Annotated in this window: 15 protein-coding genes; 4 read left to right on the top strand and 11 right to left on the bottom strand. The window is 73.4% G+C overall.

Features of this window, described 5'->3' with window-relative positions:
• The first annotated feature begins 24 nt into the window (after positions 1–24).
• From scpB to JT362_RS31490, 3 genes are read left to right on the top strand one after another with little or no spacing between them, the layout of a single operon-like run.
• On the top strand, positions 25–939 hold the full coding sequence (gene scpB / locus JT362_RS31500; protein WP_375546586.1) for an SMC-Scp complex subunit ScpB: 915 nt from the start codon (positions 25–27) through the stop codon (positions 937–939).
• Positions 929–1,663: a pseudouridine synthase gene (locus tag JT362_RS31495; protein WP_260195520.1), complete on the top strand. Its 735-nt coding sequence runs from the start codon at positions 929–931 to the stop codon at positions 1,661–1,663. Before scpB ends, JT362_RS31495 begins: the two co-directional genes overlap by 11 nt.
• Positions 1,660–2,802: a DUF1015 family protein gene (locus tag JT362_RS31490; RefSeq protein ID WP_260195519.1), complete on the top strand. Its 1,143-nt coding sequence runs from the start codon at positions 1,660–1,662 to the stop codon at positions 2,800–2,802. Before JT362_RS31495 ends, JT362_RS31490 begins: the two co-directional genes overlap by 4 nt.
• Here the strand turns inward: JT362_RS31490 and JT362_RS31485 are convergent.
• The 3 genes from JT362_RS31485 to JT362_RS31475 are packed head-to-tail and all read right to left on the bottom strand — an operon-like array spanning position 2,799 to position 5,080.
• Positions 2,799–3,413, bottom strand: a complete 615-nt coding sequence (locus JT362_RS31485) for a class I SAM-dependent methyltransferase (RefSeq protein WP_260195518.1) — start codon at positions 3,411–3,413, stop codon at positions 2,799–2,801. The genes JT362_RS31490 and JT362_RS31485 overlap by 4 nt on opposite strands.
• Entirely contained in the window at positions 3,410–4,591 is a 1,182-nt protein-coding gene (locus tag JT362_RS31480) for a cation:proton antiporter (protein WP_260195517.1), read from the bottom strand. Before JT362_RS31480 ends, JT362_RS31485 begins: the two co-directional genes overlap by 4 nt.
• Before the next feature lie 6 nt (positions 4,592–4,597).
• The gene (locus JT362_RS31475; protein ID WP_260195516.1) at positions 4,598–5,080 is read right to left on the bottom strand and encodes a cation:proton antiporter regulatory subunit; all 483 of its coding nucleotides are present in this window, start codon (positions 5,078–5,080) and stop codon (positions 4,598–4,600) included.
• Between the two features lie 154 nt (positions 5,081–5,234).
• Between JT362_RS31475 and JT362_RS31470 the strand changes: the two genes are divergently transcribed.
• The gene (locus tag JT362_RS31470; protein ID WP_260195515.1) at positions 5,235–5,678 is read left to right on the top strand and encodes a hypothetical protein; all 444 of its coding nucleotides are present in this window, start codon (positions 5,235–5,237) and stop codon (positions 5,676–5,678) included.
• A 6-nt stretch (positions 5,679–5,684) separates the two neighbouring features.
• On the opposite strand, the gene JT362_RS31465 is transcribed toward JT362_RS31470, so the two are convergent.
• The 8 genes from JT362_RS31465 to JT362_RS31430 are packed head-to-tail and all read right to left on the bottom strand — an operon-like array spanning position 5,685 to position 13,807.
• A complete protein-coding gene (locus tag JT362_RS31465) occupies positions 5,685–6,773 on the bottom strand; it encodes an acyl-CoA dehydrogenase family protein (protein WP_260195514.1) in 1,089 nt (362 codons plus the stop codon).
• On the bottom strand, positions 6,773–7,171 hold the full coding sequence (locus tag JT362_RS31460; RefSeq protein ID WP_260195513.1) for a RidA family protein: 399 nt from the start codon (positions 7,169–7,171) through the stop codon (positions 6,773–6,775). The genes JT362_RS31465 and JT362_RS31460 overlap by 1 nt, the downstream gene beginning before the upstream one ends.
• On the bottom strand, positions 7,168–7,995 hold the full coding sequence (locus JT362_RS31455; protein ID WP_260195512.1) for an enoyl-CoA hydratase family protein: 828 nt from the start codon (positions 7,993–7,995) through the stop codon (positions 7,168–7,170). Before JT362_RS31455 ends, JT362_RS31460 begins: the two co-directional genes overlap by 4 nt.
• Complete coding sequence (locus JT362_RS31450) at positions 7,992–8,672, bottom strand: SDR family NAD(P)-dependent oxidoreductase (RefSeq protein WP_260195510.1); 681 nt, start codon at positions 8,670–8,672, stop codon at positions 7,992–7,994. Before JT362_RS31450 ends, JT362_RS31455 begins: the two co-directional genes overlap by 4 nt.
• Complete coding sequence (locus JT362_RS31445) at positions 8,669–10,204, bottom strand: benzoate-CoA ligase family protein (RefSeq protein ID WP_260195508.1); 1,536 nt, start codon at positions 10,202–10,204, stop codon at positions 8,669–8,671. Before JT362_RS31445 ends, JT362_RS31450 begins: the two co-directional genes overlap by 4 nt.
• Complete coding sequence (locus JT362_RS31440; protein WP_260195507.1) at positions 10,204–10,944, bottom strand: creatininase family protein; 741 nt, start codon at positions 10,942–10,944, stop codon at positions 10,204–10,206. The genes JT362_RS31445 and JT362_RS31440 overlap by 1 nt, the downstream gene beginning before the upstream one ends.
• Positions 10,941–12,980, bottom strand: coding sequence for an oxidoreductase (locus JT362_RS31435; protein ID WP_260195506.1), 2,040 nt, complete (start codon positions 12,978–12,980; stop codon positions 10,941–10,943). Before JT362_RS31435 ends, JT362_RS31440 begins: the two co-directional genes overlap by 4 nt.
• Positions 12,980–13,807 (bottom strand): LLM class flavin-dependent oxidoreductase, encoded by an 828-nt coding sequence (locus JT362_RS31430; RefSeq protein WP_260195505.1) that lies wholly within the window; start codon positions 13,805–13,807, stop codon positions 12,980–12,982. The genes JT362_RS31435 and JT362_RS31430 overlap by 1 nt, the downstream gene beginning before the upstream one ends.
• Between the last annotated feature and the right edge of the window lie 10 nt (positions 13,808–13,817).

The following is a 13,817-nucleotide window of genomic DNA, read 5'->3' as shown; positions in this document are numbered from 1 at the left end:
GCGGATGCCGACCCGGCTACTGAGGTGGAGCCGTCCGGGGAGGCCGCCGCTGACCTGCCCGCGGATGCCGACCCGCCTACTGAGGTGGAGCCGTCCGGGGAGGCCGCCGCTGACCTGCCCGCGGATGCCGACCCGCCTACTGAGGTGGAGCCGTCCGGGGAGGCCGTCGCTGATCTGCCCGCGGATGCCGACCCGCCTACCGAGGTAGAGCCGTCCGGCGAGGCGCTGACCGCCGGCGAGGACGCCGCACCAGCTGACGCCGACCCGTCCGCCGTAGCCGACGCGCCCGCTGAGACCGAGCCGCCCGACGAGCGGCCGACCGGCGACGACAACCCCGCTCCCGCGGACGCCGACCCGCCGACGGCCCCCGTGGACGAGGCCGTCGACGAGCTGCCCGAGCTGACCGACACCGAGCTCGAGTGCATCCTCGAGGCCCTGCTGCTCACCGTCGACTCGCCGGTGGAGGCCGAGGCGCTCGCCGACGCCACCGGCACCGCGGTCGCCCGTGTCAACGACGTCCTTCAGCGCATGGCCGACGCCTACACCGAGCACGAACGCGGCTTCGACCTCCGGCACGCCGGCGGCGGGTGGCGCTACTACACCCGCGACCGCTACGCCCCACACGTCGAGAAGCTCCTCCTCGGCGGTCAGCGCGCCAAGCTCACCCGCGCCGCGCTCGAGACCCTCGCCGTCATCGCCTACCGGCAGCCCGTCACCCGAGCCCGCGTCGCCGCCGTCCGCGGGGTCAACTGCGACGGAGTCATCCGCACCCTGCTCGCCCGCGGGCTGGTCGAGGAGACCGGCACCGACACCGAGACCGGCGGCTTCCTCTACCGCACCACCGAACTGTTCCTCGAGCGCCTCGGGCTGTCCTCCCTCGACGACCTGCCTCCGATCGCGCCCCTGCTCCCGGAGGTCGACTCCATTGATGACATCTGAGGAAGGCGTCCGCCTGCAGAAGGTCCTCGCCCAGGCCGGGGTCGCGTCCCGCCGGGCGTCCGAGGAGCTCATCGCGCAGGGCCGGGTCAGCGTGGACGGCAAGGTCGTCACCGAGTTCGGCCGGCGCGTCGATCCGGACAACGCGGTGATCCACGTCGACGGGGTCCGGGTCGTCGTTCGCGGCGACCTCGTGCACCTCGCGTTCAACAAGCCGAAGGGCGTGCACACCACGATGTCCGACGACCGGGGCCGCCCGTGCGTCGGGGACTACGTGCGGGACCGGAAGGACCGGCTGTTCCACGTCGGGCGGCTCGACGCGGACACCGAGGGCCTGCTGCTGCTCACCAACGACGGCGAGCTCGCGCACCGGCTGACCCACCCGTCGTTCGTGGTGCTCAAGACCTACCTCGCCGAGGTGCAGGGCCCGATCGCGCGCACCCTCGGCCGCACGCTCCGCGACGGCGTCGAGCTCGAGGACGGTCCGGTCACCGTCGACGGGTTCAAGGTCGTCGACTCCAGCGGCGGCCGCACGCTCGTCGAGGTCGTGCTGCACGAGGGCCGCAACCACATCGTGCGCCGGCTGCTCGCCGAGGTCGGGCACCCGGTGCGCAAGCTCGTCCGCACCCAGATCGCCGACGTGCGGCTCGGCAACCAGCGGCCCGGCTCGCTGCGGGCGCTCACCCGCCCCGAGGTCGGCTCCCTGTTCGCGGCCGTCGATCTGTGACCGACGGCTGGATCCGGCCGATCGCGGACGGCTGGGTGGTGCGCGACGAGGTACCCGGCCCGGACGTGGACGAGTTCGCCGAGCCCGCCCGGATCGTCGACGCGCTCCGCCGCCGGCACACCGACACCCTGCTCGCCGTCCAGCACCCGCACCGCACCCCGGCCGCCATGGCCCGCGGCCTCGGCCTGCTCGACGCGCTGCCGACCGCGCGCGCCACCCTCTCGGTCCTGCTTCGCACCGCCTACCGGCCGGTGCGGAACGTCGTCGCGCCGTACGAGGTGGACGGCCCGGACGGGACGGCCGTCGGGGTGCTGTGCATGGTCGACCCCGCCGCCGTCGACGCCGAAGGGCTGGAACGGGTGCGGCACGGCGAACAGGTGTACCCGGAGATCGTCGCCGAGCGCGCCGAGGTGCTCGCCGGGCTCGGTCACGCCACCAGCGCCGCCATGCTGGTTCCGGTCGGCGAACGCGACACCCTCACCGGTGCCGTCCGCACCGCCGTGGCCGGACAGGACCCCGTCGTGTCGACGATCGACAGCGCGGGCCGGCGACACCGCCTGTGGTTGTTGCCCGACGGCGACGGCGTGCTCGCCGAGGCGTCCACGCACCCGCTGATGGTCGCCGACGGGAACCACCGCGTCGCCGCCGCGGCCACCGCGGGCCTCACCGGACTCCTCGCCCTGGTCACCGCCGGCCCCGACCTGCGGATCGGCGCGTTCCACCGCGTCCTCACCGGCACCGGCCACACCGCCGCCACCCTCACCGAGGCGTGGCGCCGCGCCGGCCTGCCCGTCACCGACACCGACGCCGTCACCGACGCCGAACCGGCCCACGGCAGCACCGTCGTGCACACCCCACACGGGACGTTCACGGTCCGGCTCCCGCGCACCGGTCAGGACCACGCCGTCGTCGAGGAGACCCTGCTCCGCGACGCCCTCGGCCTCGACCCGGAGGGCCCGCACGTCCACCCGCTCCCCGCCGGCCGCCGGCCACCCACCGACGCCGACGCGGTGCTCCACCTGGCCCCGGTCCCGCTCGCCGACGTCAAGGCCGTGCACGCGGCCGGCCGGCGGATGCCCCGCAAGAGCACCTACTTCACCCCGAAGCCCCGCAGCGGTCTGCTCCTCGCGCGCCTCTAGGCCCGCATCAGCAGGTGGCCCCGGCGCAACGGCCGCTCGTCGGCCAGCGGCTCCCGCAGCACCCGGCCGACCTCGGTGAACCCCGCGTCGCCCGCCAGGCCCGCCAGCTCGTCGATCGGCCACCGGTACGCCGTCGTGACCTTGTGGTCGAACGCCGCGACCCGCCCGTCCGCCGACTCGAAGAACGCGACCAGCAGGTGACCGCCGGCCGCGAGCACCCGGCGGAACTCGGCGAAGTACGCCGGCACGTCCTCCGGCGGGGCGTGGATGACCGAGTACCAGGACACGATCCCGCCCAGCGTGCCGTCGGCCAGGTCCAGCGCGTCCATCGAACCGACCGCGAACCGCAGGTCCGGGTAGGCGGCGCGAGCCAGGTCGATCATCGACTGCGACAGGTCGACGCCGAACACGTCGAGCCCCAGGTCCCGCAGGTGCGCGGTCACCGGCCCCGGGCCGCATCCCAGCTCGGCGACCGGGCCGGGCGCGGACCTGGCGGCCTCGGCGAACGCGGCGCGGTCCAGCGGCAGCGAGGTCAGGTCGTCCCGGGCCATCCCGGCGTAGAGCGTGGCGACGGCGTCGTAGGCGTCCGCGGTCGACCGGAGGTGGGTCATGCGGTGGCCGTTCGTCGTAGTCGGGTGGAGGCCAGCCGCATCGCCGGCTCGACCAGGCGTGCGGCCAGTGGGCCGAAGATGGCCATGACCAGCACGTACGCCGTGGACAGGGCCGCCAGCTGCGGATCGACGGCGTTCGCGCCGACCGCGAGGCCGGCGATGACGATGGAGAACTCGCCGCGCGCCACCAATGCCGCCCCGGTCCGCGCCCGGCCCATCCGCGCGATGCCCTGCCGTTTCGCCGCCCACCAGCCGGTGGCGAACTTCGTCGCCGTCGTCACGACGGCCAGCAGCACGGCCGCGCCGAGCACCGGCGGGATCGTCGCCGGGTCGGTGTTCAGCCCGAACACCACGAAGAACATGGCCGCGAACAGGTCCCGCAGCGGCTCCAGCATCCTGGTCGCGTTCTCCGCGGTCGACCCGGAGATCGCGATGCCCAGCAGGAACGCGCCGACCGCCGCCGACACCTGCAGTTGCTGCGCGACCCCCGCGACCAGCAGCGCGGCTCCCAGCACCCGCAGCAGGAACACCTCGGGGTCCGGGCTGTCCACCAGGGCCGAGACGTACCGGCCGAACCGCAGCGCCAGGACCAGCACCAGCGTCACCACGACCAGCGAGATGCCGATCGCGGTCAGCCCGCCCAGCAGCGTCGCCCCGGCCAGCACGGCGGTCAGGATCGGCAGGTAGATGGCCATCGCCAGGTCCTCGAACACCAGGATCGACAGGATGACCGGGGTTTCCCGGTTGCCGAGCCGGCCGAGGTCCCCGAGTACCTTCGCGATGATCCCGGACGACGAGATGTAGGTCACGCCGGCCATCGCGAGCGCGCCGACCGGCCCCCAGCCCAGCATGATCGCCACGACCGCGCCCGGCGCGGCGTTCAACACGATGTCGAGCAGCCCGGCGACCCAGGACCGTCTCATCCCGGTCACCAGCTCGGCCGCGGAGTACTCCAACCCCAGCAGCAGGAGCAGCAGGATCACGCCGATCTCGCTGGCCAGCGTGGTGAACTCGTCGATGCCTTCGAGCGGGATGAGCCCGCCGCTGCCGAACGCCAGCCCGCCGAGCAGGTAGAACGGGATCGGCGAGATGCCGATCTTCCACGCCACCCGCCCCAACACACCCAGACCGAAAAAGATCGCGCCGAGCTCGATCAGCGCGACGGTGGTGTGGTGCACGGGCCGCTACCCGCGGTCGAGGACGTCGGCCGCCTTGGCCAGCCCGTCTTTGGTGCCGACCGTGATGAGCAGGTCGCCGCCGCCGAACACGAAGTCCGGCCGGGGCGACGGGTGCACGGTGCCGGCACGCACGACCGCGACCACCGACACGGCGGTGCGGGTGCGCAGCTGCGTGTCACCGAGCGTCCGCCCGTCGTAGGGGGAGCCGGGCACGAGCGGCAGCTGCTTGGTGTGCACGCCGCTCAGCCCGCTGTTCGCCTCGGACAGCTCGGCGACCAGCTGCGGCGCGCCGAGCAGGCCGGCGAGCGCGCCCGCCTCGTCCGGGGACAGCGGGATGGACGCGGTACAGGCGTCCGGATCGTCCTTCTTGGAGATGATCAGCTCGAACTTGCCGTCCCGGTAGGTGATGACGCCGATGCGGCGTCCGGTCCGGGACACGAAGTCCTGGCGTGTGCCGATCCCTGGTAGCGGGGTCACCTCGACGTTCACCACGTGAGCGTAAACGACCCTGATCCCGCGTTTCTTCCCGAGGTGCGGGCGCCCGGGACCACTTCCCACCATCCCGGGAACCGGTCCCGGACCACCGGGCCGGGCAACACCTAACCTGACGATGTCGATGTGGTGCGTCGAGAGGAGTTCTAGGATGCGGTTGAAAAGAATCGTCTCCGCGAGCCTGTTGGCCCTCGCGGCCGTGGTGACCGCTGGTCCCGTCGCTCAAGCCGACCCCGGTTCCGCGCCTACCGCGTCGTGCGCTCCGGCGGAGCGGCAGTCCTGGCTCGGGGACTTCCGCGGCACCTGGACCATGGACGAGGACGGCCAGACCGGCACCATGTCGATCTCGTTGTTCGTGGAGGGCGGCGAGATGCGGGCCGTCATCAACTCGTCCAACATCGCCTACGACGCGTACGTCGACGACGGGTACGCGCGGACCTACCCCAACAACTACTCGAACTTCACGGCCACGGCGGCGACCTGCGACAGCGGCGGCGCGGTGACCTCGTTCAGCGGGACCTGGGAGTACCACTACAACCCCGGCATCTGCTGGTCCTGCTGGATTTTCGGGACGTTCGAGGTCTCCCGGATCTGAGCCAGGTCAGCGGTACAACTGGCGGGCGATGATCTCCCGCTGGACCTCGCTCGCTCCCTCGTAGATCCGCGGCGCCCGTACCTCCCGGTACAGGTGCTCCAGCAGGTGCCCCCGCTCCAGCGCGCGCGCACCGTGCACCTGGATCGCGACGTCCACCGCCTGCTGCGCGGTCTCGGTGGCGAACAGCTTCGCCATCGCGGAAAGATGCCCGGTACGTCCGGTTCCGGCGTCGTAGGCCGCGGCGGCGTCGCGCACCAGCAGGCGGGCGGCGTGCACCCTGGTCGCGACCTCGGCGAGCTGGTGGGACACGGCCTGGAACGTGCGCAGCGGCCGGCCGAACGCCTCCCGGTCGGCGGTGTGCGCGACCGCGGCGTCCAGCGCGGCCTGAGCCATGCCGACGGCGAACGCGCCGACGCTCGGCCGGAACATGTCCAGGGTGCGCATGGCGACCCGCCAGCCGTCGTCGACCTCGCCGAGCACCGCGGCCGCCGGCACCCGCACGCCGTCGAACCGCAGCCGCCCGATCGGGTGCGGGGACACCATCGCCTGCCGGGTGCCGGTGAGCCCGTCGGCGTCGCCCGGGACCGCGAACGCGGTGATGCCGCGGGAGCCGGTGTCGCTGGTGCGGGCGAACACCGAGTACACGGCGGCGTCCGGGGCGTTGGAGATGAACGCCTTCTCGCCGGTGAGCCGGAACCCGTCGCCGTCCGGTTCGGCACGCAGGGCCAGCGACGCGGCGTCCGAGCCGGCACCTGGCTCGGTGAGCGCGAACCCGACCGCCACCTCGCCGGCGGCGATCCGCGGGATCCACCGCGCCACCGTGTCCGGGCGGCCGGCCAGCAGGATCGGGTACGCGCCGAGACCCTGCAGCGCGAACGCGGTCTCCGCCTCGGTGCAGTGCCGGGCCAGGCCCTCGCGGATCACGCACAGCGCCGTCGCCGAGGTCGGCGCGTAGCCGTCGCCCTCGGGGCGGAAGATCTCGCCGAGCAGACCCGTGTCCGCCAGCGCAGTGAGGAGCGCCGCGTTCACCCGCCCCGGCTCGCCTGCCTCGGCGACCGGCGGCAGCGTCCGCGCGACCTCTTCGACCCGCTCCATCACGCCGGCATCACCGCCGTTCCGACCAGCTCGACCATGGCCTCCTCGTCGAACAGCGCCGCGACGCCGAGCAGCGCGACCGCCGGGTAGTGGCGGCCGAAGTGCTTGCGCCACACCGGCCCCAGCTCGGTCAGCGCCGCCTTGTACGCGGGCACGTCGGTGGTGTAGATGACCAGCGACACCAGCTGCTCCGGGCTCGCGCCGGCCGCCGCGAGCGCGGTGACCACGTTGCCAGCGGCCTGGTCGAACTGCTCGGCCACCGTGGACCCGACGATCCGCCCGTTCGCGTCCTGCGCCGTCTGCCCGCCCAGGTACACCGTGCGGCCGGGCCCGGCGACCACCGCGTGCGCGAACCCCACCGGCTCCGCCAGCCCCGGCGCGTTGACGATACGGTTCACTTTCCGCTCCACTGTGGACGCCGCCCCGCCGACCAGGCGGCGTAGAACTCGGCGTGGTCGTCGGACTTCATCAGCAGCGCCTGGGTCATCGCCTCCAGCTCGACCGCGCTGCCGAGGTCCATGTCGAGTTCCCGGGTCAGCAGCACCTTGGTCGCCGAGTAGGCGAGCGCAGGGCCGTCCGCGAGCCGCCGGGCCAGCTCGTCCGTGGTCGCCGGCAGCTCCTCGTCCGGCACCACCCGGGTCGCCAGCCCGATCCGGTCGGCCTCGGCGGCCCCGACCTTGTCGCCCAGGATCAGCAGCTCGGTCGCCCGGCCGAGGCCGACCAGCCGGGGGAGCAGGTACGCCGAGCCCATGTCGGCACCGGCGAGACCGACCCTGGTGAACAGGAACGCGAACGACGCCGACTCGGCCAGCAGCCGGAAGTCGCTGGCCAGCGCGATCACCGACCCGGCGCCGGCGGCGATCCCGTTGACCGACGCGATCACCGGCAACGGGCACTCGCGCAGCGCCCGGACCACGGCACCGGTCATCCTGGTGAACTCGAGCAGCTGGGCGGGAGCCATCCGTTGCAGCTCGCCGATGATCTCCTCGACGTCGCCGCCGGAGCAGAACCCGCGCCCGGACCCGGTGAGCACGACGACCTTCGCGTCGCCGCGGTGCGGCAGCTCGGCCAGCAGGTCCCGCAGGTCGGCGTAGACCTCGAAGGTGAGCGCGTTCAGCTTCTCCGGCCGGTTCAGCGTGACGGTCGCGACGCCGTCGGCCACCGTCAGGTCGAAGTGCTTCCACTCGTCGGTGAAGCCGGGCGATGCCCGGAACGGACTCATGCCTGTACCCCTCCTCCGTCCAGGACGATCGCCTGGCCGTTGATCGAGCCTGCCTCCCGCGCGGCCAGGAACGCCACCGCGAACGCGACCTCGTCGGGTTCGAGCAGCCGGCCGAGCGGGCCGACCAGCGCCGCCTCGCTGTCCTCTTCGGACCGCCCGGTGCGTTCGGCGATCCTGGCGACGCTGCGCGCGGTCATGTCGGTGCGCACGAACGTCGGGCACACCGCGTTGGCCGTCACGCCGGTGCCGGCGACCTCGGCGGCGACCGTGCGCATCAACCCGACCGCCGCGTGCTTGGCCGCCGTGTACCCGGCGGTGTAGGGCGCGCCGACCCGGCCAGCGGTCGAGGCGACCGTGACGATCCGGCCGCTGTCCCGCTCCCGCATCCCGGGCAGCACCGCCCGCGTGCACAGGAATGCGCCGGTGGCGTTCACCTCCAGCTGCGTGCGCCAGTCCGCCACGCTGGTCCGGTGCACCGGCGCGCTCGACGAGACCCCGGCGTTGTTCACCAGCACGTCGACCTCCAGCGGACCGAGCACGGCGGCGACGTCGTCCTCGCGGGTGACGTCCAGGTCGTCGTGGCCGAGCGCGACCACCCGGTCGCCCGCGCCGGTGAACCGCCGCGCGACCGCCGCGCCGATGCCCTTGGTGCCGCCCGTGACCACCACCAGCCTCACGGCAGCTCCCGCAGCGCGCGCCGGTCCAGCTTGCCGTTGGTCGTGCGCGGCAGCTCGGCGACGAACACGACCTCGTGCGGGCGCTTGTGCCCGGACAGCCGCGCGCCGACGTACTCCCGCAGCCCGTCCTCGGTCGCGGTGGCGCCCGCACGGAGCACCACGTACGCGCGGGTGCGCACCAGCCCGTCCGTCTCGTGCCCGACGACACCGCACTCGACGACGTCCGGATGGCCGACCACGCAGTGCTCGATCTCGCTCGGTGCCACCCAGATGCCGCCGACCTTCAGCAGGTCGTCCGCGCGCCCGTGGTAGGTGAAGTACCCGTCGGCGTCCCGGCTGAACAGGTCGCCGGTGCGCACGGTGCCGCGCCGGAAGGTCGCCGCGGACTTCTCGGCGTCGCCGAAGTACTCCCGCGCGACGGTGCCGCCGGTGACCTCCAGCGTGCCGACCTCGCCTGCCGGCACCTCGAACCCGTCGTCGCCGACCACCCTGGCCAGGTAGCCGGGAACCGCCTGCCCGCAGGTCCCGCGCCGCCCCGCGCCGGGCCGGTTGGAGATGTAGATGTGGTAGGCCTCCGACGAGCCGATGCCGTCGACCACCTCCACGCCGAACGTCTCGTCCCACTTGCGGTGCAGCTCCGCCGGCAGCGCCTCACCCGCCGACGTGCACAGCCGCAGACAGCTCAGGTCCTGTGTGGACGCCTCGGGATGGGCGACCATCGCGCTCATCATCGTCGGCACGTTCACCAGGATCGTCGGCCGGTGCCGGGCGATCAGCTCGAACATCCGGTCCGCGGTGCTGCGTTCGCCGAACGCGATCCCGGTGCCGCCGACCCCGAACGGGTACAGCGCCGCCAGGTCGCGGGCGTAGCCGAAGAACAGCTTCGGCACCGGCAGCACGACGTCGTTCGCGTCGATGTCGAGCACGCCGCGGGCGTAGTTGTGGTGGCTGAGCACCGGGCTCGCCACCGGGTGCACGCAGGCCTTCGGCGTGCCGGTGCTGCCGGTGGTGAACTTCCAGATCGCCACGTCGTCCTTCGCGGTCGGCGCCGGGTCCACCGTTTCCGGCGCGTCGGCCGCGCGGGCGGCGAGGTCGAACTCGCCGTCGCGGAGGTCGGCGTCGCCGGCGACCAGGAACCGGTGCCGGCCACCGGACGCCTCGCGCATCCTCGGCAGCGTCGTCGGGTCGACCACCACGGCGGCCGGCCGCACGTAGCCGAGGAAGTACTCGTAGTCCTTGGCCGGCAGGAAGGTGTAGACCTCGGCGGTCACCGCGCCGATCCGCTGCGCGCCGTACCAGGTCGCGACGAAGTCGACGCCGTCGGACAGCGCGAGCAGCACGTGGTCGCCGCGGTGGACGCCGACCGACCGCAGCGCGTGCGCGGCGCCGCGTACCCGGTCGGCCAGCTCGGCGTAGGTGAGCGTGCCCTCGGGGGTGACCAGCGCGGTGTCCTCGCCCCGGCCCTCGTCGAGGTTGCGGTCGATGAAGTAGGTGGCGACGTTGAGGTCGCGCGGCAGGTCGTCGTAGCGCATCAACGGTGCCCCACCTCCCGGATCAGCTCGACGAGGATGTCGGTCAGCGTGTCGAAGGTGGCGGCTCCCTCGCTCGGGGTGGCCGCGGCCGGCGCGCCGCAGTACGCCCGGTCCATGCCCATCGCGGTGAAGGTTCGGTGTCCGGCCGCCATCTCGGCGGGCAGGTCGACGGTGACCTCGGGAAGCGTGCGCATCGTCGCGGTGTCCACGAGGTCCGGACGGTCGGCGAGCACGAGCGAGGTCTCGTAGCGGCCGGCGTGGCAGGACCCGGTGCGGAACTCGTCGGTGAGCCGCTCGGCGTTCCGCCGCCGGACGAGGTCGAGGTAGGCGACGCCGGCGGTGGTGGTCGCCTCGCGCAACGCGGTCACGTGCGCGGGCTCGAAGTGGTTGTTGACGACCACGATCCGGTCGAGCCCCTGCGCGGTCAGCGACCGGCAGAGGTCGACGACCAGCGCCGCGAGCGTGTCCGGACGGATGGACACGGCACCCGGGAAGCCGGCCCCGAACTCGGTGACCCCGTACTCGATCGGCGGCAGCACGAGCGCGCGGAGCGTGGCGTCGGCGGCGAGCCGCTCGGCCGCCCTGGCGCACATCCCGGCGGAGATGAGCCGGTCGGTGCCCAGCGGCGCGTGCGGCCCGTGCGGTTCGACGGCGCCGACCGGGAGCAGCAGCACCGGCGTGCGCGGCCCGGTCAGCAGCTCGGCCACCTGTGGCGAGGTCAGCTCCGCGAACTCCGTCACAGCGCCTCCAGGGGAGTCGGGGGCGGGTCGAACAGGCACAGGTCCGCCCGGCCCGCGGCGACGACCGTGTTCACCTCGTCCTGGGTCGTCAGGTAGCCGCCGACCAGGGTCGGCACCCCGGCCTCGTTGCGGATCCGGTCGGACAGCGTGGTCAGGTACCCGCGCCGGTACTCCGGCCGCGATCCCGCCGTGCTGTGCCCCGCCCGCACGTGCACCAGATCGACCCCGTGCTCCGCCAGTGCCCGCGCGTGCCCGATGCCGTCCTCGACGGTCAGACCACCGCGCGCCCAGTCCGTCACCGTCAGCCGGGCGGCCAGCACCCGCTCGGCCGGCCACACCGCACGCACCGCGTCCACCACCGACAACGGGAACCGCGTCCGGTCGGCCCCGTACCCGTCGCCGCGCCGGTTCGACAGCGGCGACAGGAAGCTCGCCAGCAGGTACCCGTCGGCCAGGTCCAGTTCCAGTACGTCGAACCCGGCCGCCGCCGCCCGCTCGGCCGCCGCGACGAAGTCCGCGCGCACCCGGTCCATGTCCGACTCGTCCATCTCCTTCGGCACCGCCCCGAACGGCGCGTACCGCAGCGGCGAGGCCGACAGCAGCGGCCACCCGTCCCGCAACGGAACGTCCACACCGGACTCCCGGACCGCGCCACGCCGCCCGGCGTGCCCGAGCCGCAGCCCCGCGAGGGCACCGGCCGCGTGCACCTCGCCGACGTCCGGCGTCCAGGCGTCCGACACCGGGCAGTCCGGCGTCGTACGACCATCGGGCGACACCGCCACCAGCCCGGTCAGCACCAGCCCGGCACCCGCCCTGGCCGCGTCCGCGCCACCGACCCGCACCACCCGGTTCCGCACCGTCCGCCCGCCGAGCGGCAGCGGCGCGAACATCGGGGGAGCGGCGACCGAACCGGGCTCGGCGGCCCCGGCGAACCACGAGTCCAGCACGCGCGTCAGATGCGGGTCGCGCTGGGTCAGGTTCGCGTGGCTGATCCGGCCGCTGCGGGTCAGCAGGTTGAACGCGAACTGGATCGGCGCCAGGTCCTGGTAGTGCCCGACCCGCCCGAAGTACGCCGCGCTGTCCCCGGCCGCCTGCTGGAACCGCTCCACCACCGGCTGGCGCTCCAACTCGTAGTCCACCAGCGCCTGCTCGACATCCGACGGGTGCCGGGTGAACCCGTTCGCCAGCGCGATCGCGTCCTCCATCGCGAGCTTCGTGCCCGACCCGATCGAGAAGTGCGCGGTGTGCGCCGCGTCGCCGAGCAGCACGACGTTCCCGTCATGCCAGTGCCGGTTGCGCACCAGCGGAAAGTCCAGCCACACCGACTTGTTCGACATCAGCCGGTGGCCGTCCAGATCGGACTTGAACAGCTCCGCGCAGAACGCCAGGCTGTCCTCTTCGGACATCCGGTCCAGCCCAGCGCGCCGCCAGGTCTCCTCGGTCGTCTCCACGATGAACGTGCTCGCGTTCTCGTCGAACGGATACGCGTGCACCTGGAACAACCCGAACTCGGTCCGGGCGAAGATGAACGTGAACGCGTCGAACACCAGATCGGTGCCGAACCACACGTACTTGCACCCCTGCGGCTCCGACGTCGTCCCGAACGACCCCGCCCGCCGCAGCGTGCTGTTCGCCCCGTCCGCCGCCACCACCAGGTCCGCGGGCTCCACAGTGGACACCTCGACCCCGAACCGCAGGTCGACCCCCAGCGCCCGCGCCCGCCGCTGCAGGATGTCCAGCAGGTGCGTCCGCCGGATCGCCGAGAACGTGTGCCCGGTCGAACGCAGCACCCGCCCCCGGTACCGGATGTCGATCGCCGACCAGCGCGCGAACGAGTCCGTGATCTCCAGGTACGTCGAATAGTCGGCGTCCCGCAGCGCGCCCAGCGTCTCCTCGGAGAACACCACACCCCAGCCGAACGTGGCGTCCGGCGCGTTGCGCTCCAGCACCGTGACCTCGTGCGCCGGGTCGGCCTTCTTCAACAGGATCGCCAGGTACAGCCCCGACGGCCCAGCTCCGACCACGGTGACACGCACTACGCCACCACCTCGGCCAGCCGCTCCAGGTCGTCCAGATCGGCGACCGTCGGGTACAGGATCAGCTCGTCGCAGCCCTCCGCCGCGTAACCACGCACGAAGTCCTTCACCGCCCGCGCCGAGGTCAGGTTCCCGGCCGCGATCTTCTCCGCGAACGGGCCGGTGAACGCGTAGTAGTCACGCAGGTAGTCGCACCCCCGGTCCGGGTCGCCGAACGCCACGTAGCCCTGCCCCCACAGCACCGGCTCGCCCGGCCGCTCCAGATCCCGCCACGCCGCACGCGCCCGCGCCGCCGCCGACCCGAACGCCCTCGGCGGGCCGCCGCCGTGCGCGTACCCGTCGGCGTACCGGGCCATCCTGGCGAACGCCGCCCCGCTCGACCCGCCGACCAGCAGCGGCACCGGCGGCCGCGCCGGCCCGATCCCCGACCCGTCCAGCCGTCCCCGCAGGTACGCCAGCTGCTCGGACAGCGCCGCGCCCCGCGAACGCCGGTCCACGCCGGCCGCGTCGTAGTCGTCGCGGCGCGCGCCGACCCCGAGCCCGAGGGTGAACCGCCCGCCGGACAGCGCGTCCACCGACACCGCCTGCTTGGCCAGCATCGCCGCGCCGCGCAACGGCCCGATCGCGATGTTGGTGGCCAGCCCGACCCGCTCGGTGACCGCGGCGGCCGCCGACAGGGCGGCGAACGGCTCGACGCTGTCGTAGACCAGCCGGTCGAGCACCGCGAGCGTGGAGAACGGGCCCGCGTCGGCCCGCCTCGCCCACTCCACGAGCAGTGCTCCCGAGATGCCCGGGATCGTGTTGGGAAGCCCGATGCCGACCCGCATGTGCAACAGG

The organism is Actinophytocola gossypii (genome assembly GCF_025165815.1).
In the GTDB taxonomy this organism is placed as follows: domain Bacteria; phylum Actinomycetota; class Actinomycetes; order Mycobacteriales; family Pseudonocardiaceae; genus Actinophytocola; species Actinophytocola gossypii.
The sequence above is the reverse complement of the archived record's forward strand: the minus strand, read 5'-3'. Positions and strand labels throughout refer to the sequence as shown.

Excerpts from the sequence above, each read along its gene's own strand:
- JT362_RS31495 (WP_260195520.1), top strand. The coding sequence starts at position 929 with ATGACATCTGAGGAAGGCGTCCGCCTGCAGAAGGTCCTCGCCCAGGCC.
- JT362_RS31445 (WP_260195508.1), bottom strand. The coding sequence starts at position 10,204 with ATGCGCTACGACGACCTGCCGCGCGACCTCAACGTCGCCACCTACTTC.
- JT362_RS31485 (WP_260195518.1), bottom strand. The coding sequence starts at position 3,413 with ATGACCCACCTCCGGTCGACCGCGGACGCCTACGACGCCGTCGCCACG.
- JT362_RS31455 (WP_260195512.1), bottom strand. The coding sequence starts at position 7,995 with ATGAGTCCGTTCCGGGCATCGCCCGGCTTCACCGACGAGTGGAAGCAC.
- JT362_RS31465 (WP_260195514.1), bottom strand. The coding sequence starts at position 6,773 with ATGGAGCGGGTCGAAGAGGTCGCGCGGACGCTGCCGCCGGTCGCCGAG.
- JT362_RS31470 (WP_260195515.1), top strand. The coding sequence starts at position 5,235 with ATGCGGTTGAAAAGAATCGTCTCCGCGAGCCTGTTGGCCCTCGCGGCC.
- JT362_RS31430 (WP_260195505.1), bottom strand. The coding sequence starts at position 13,807 with ATGCGGGTCGGCATCGGGCTTCCCAACACGATCCCGGGCATCTCGGGA.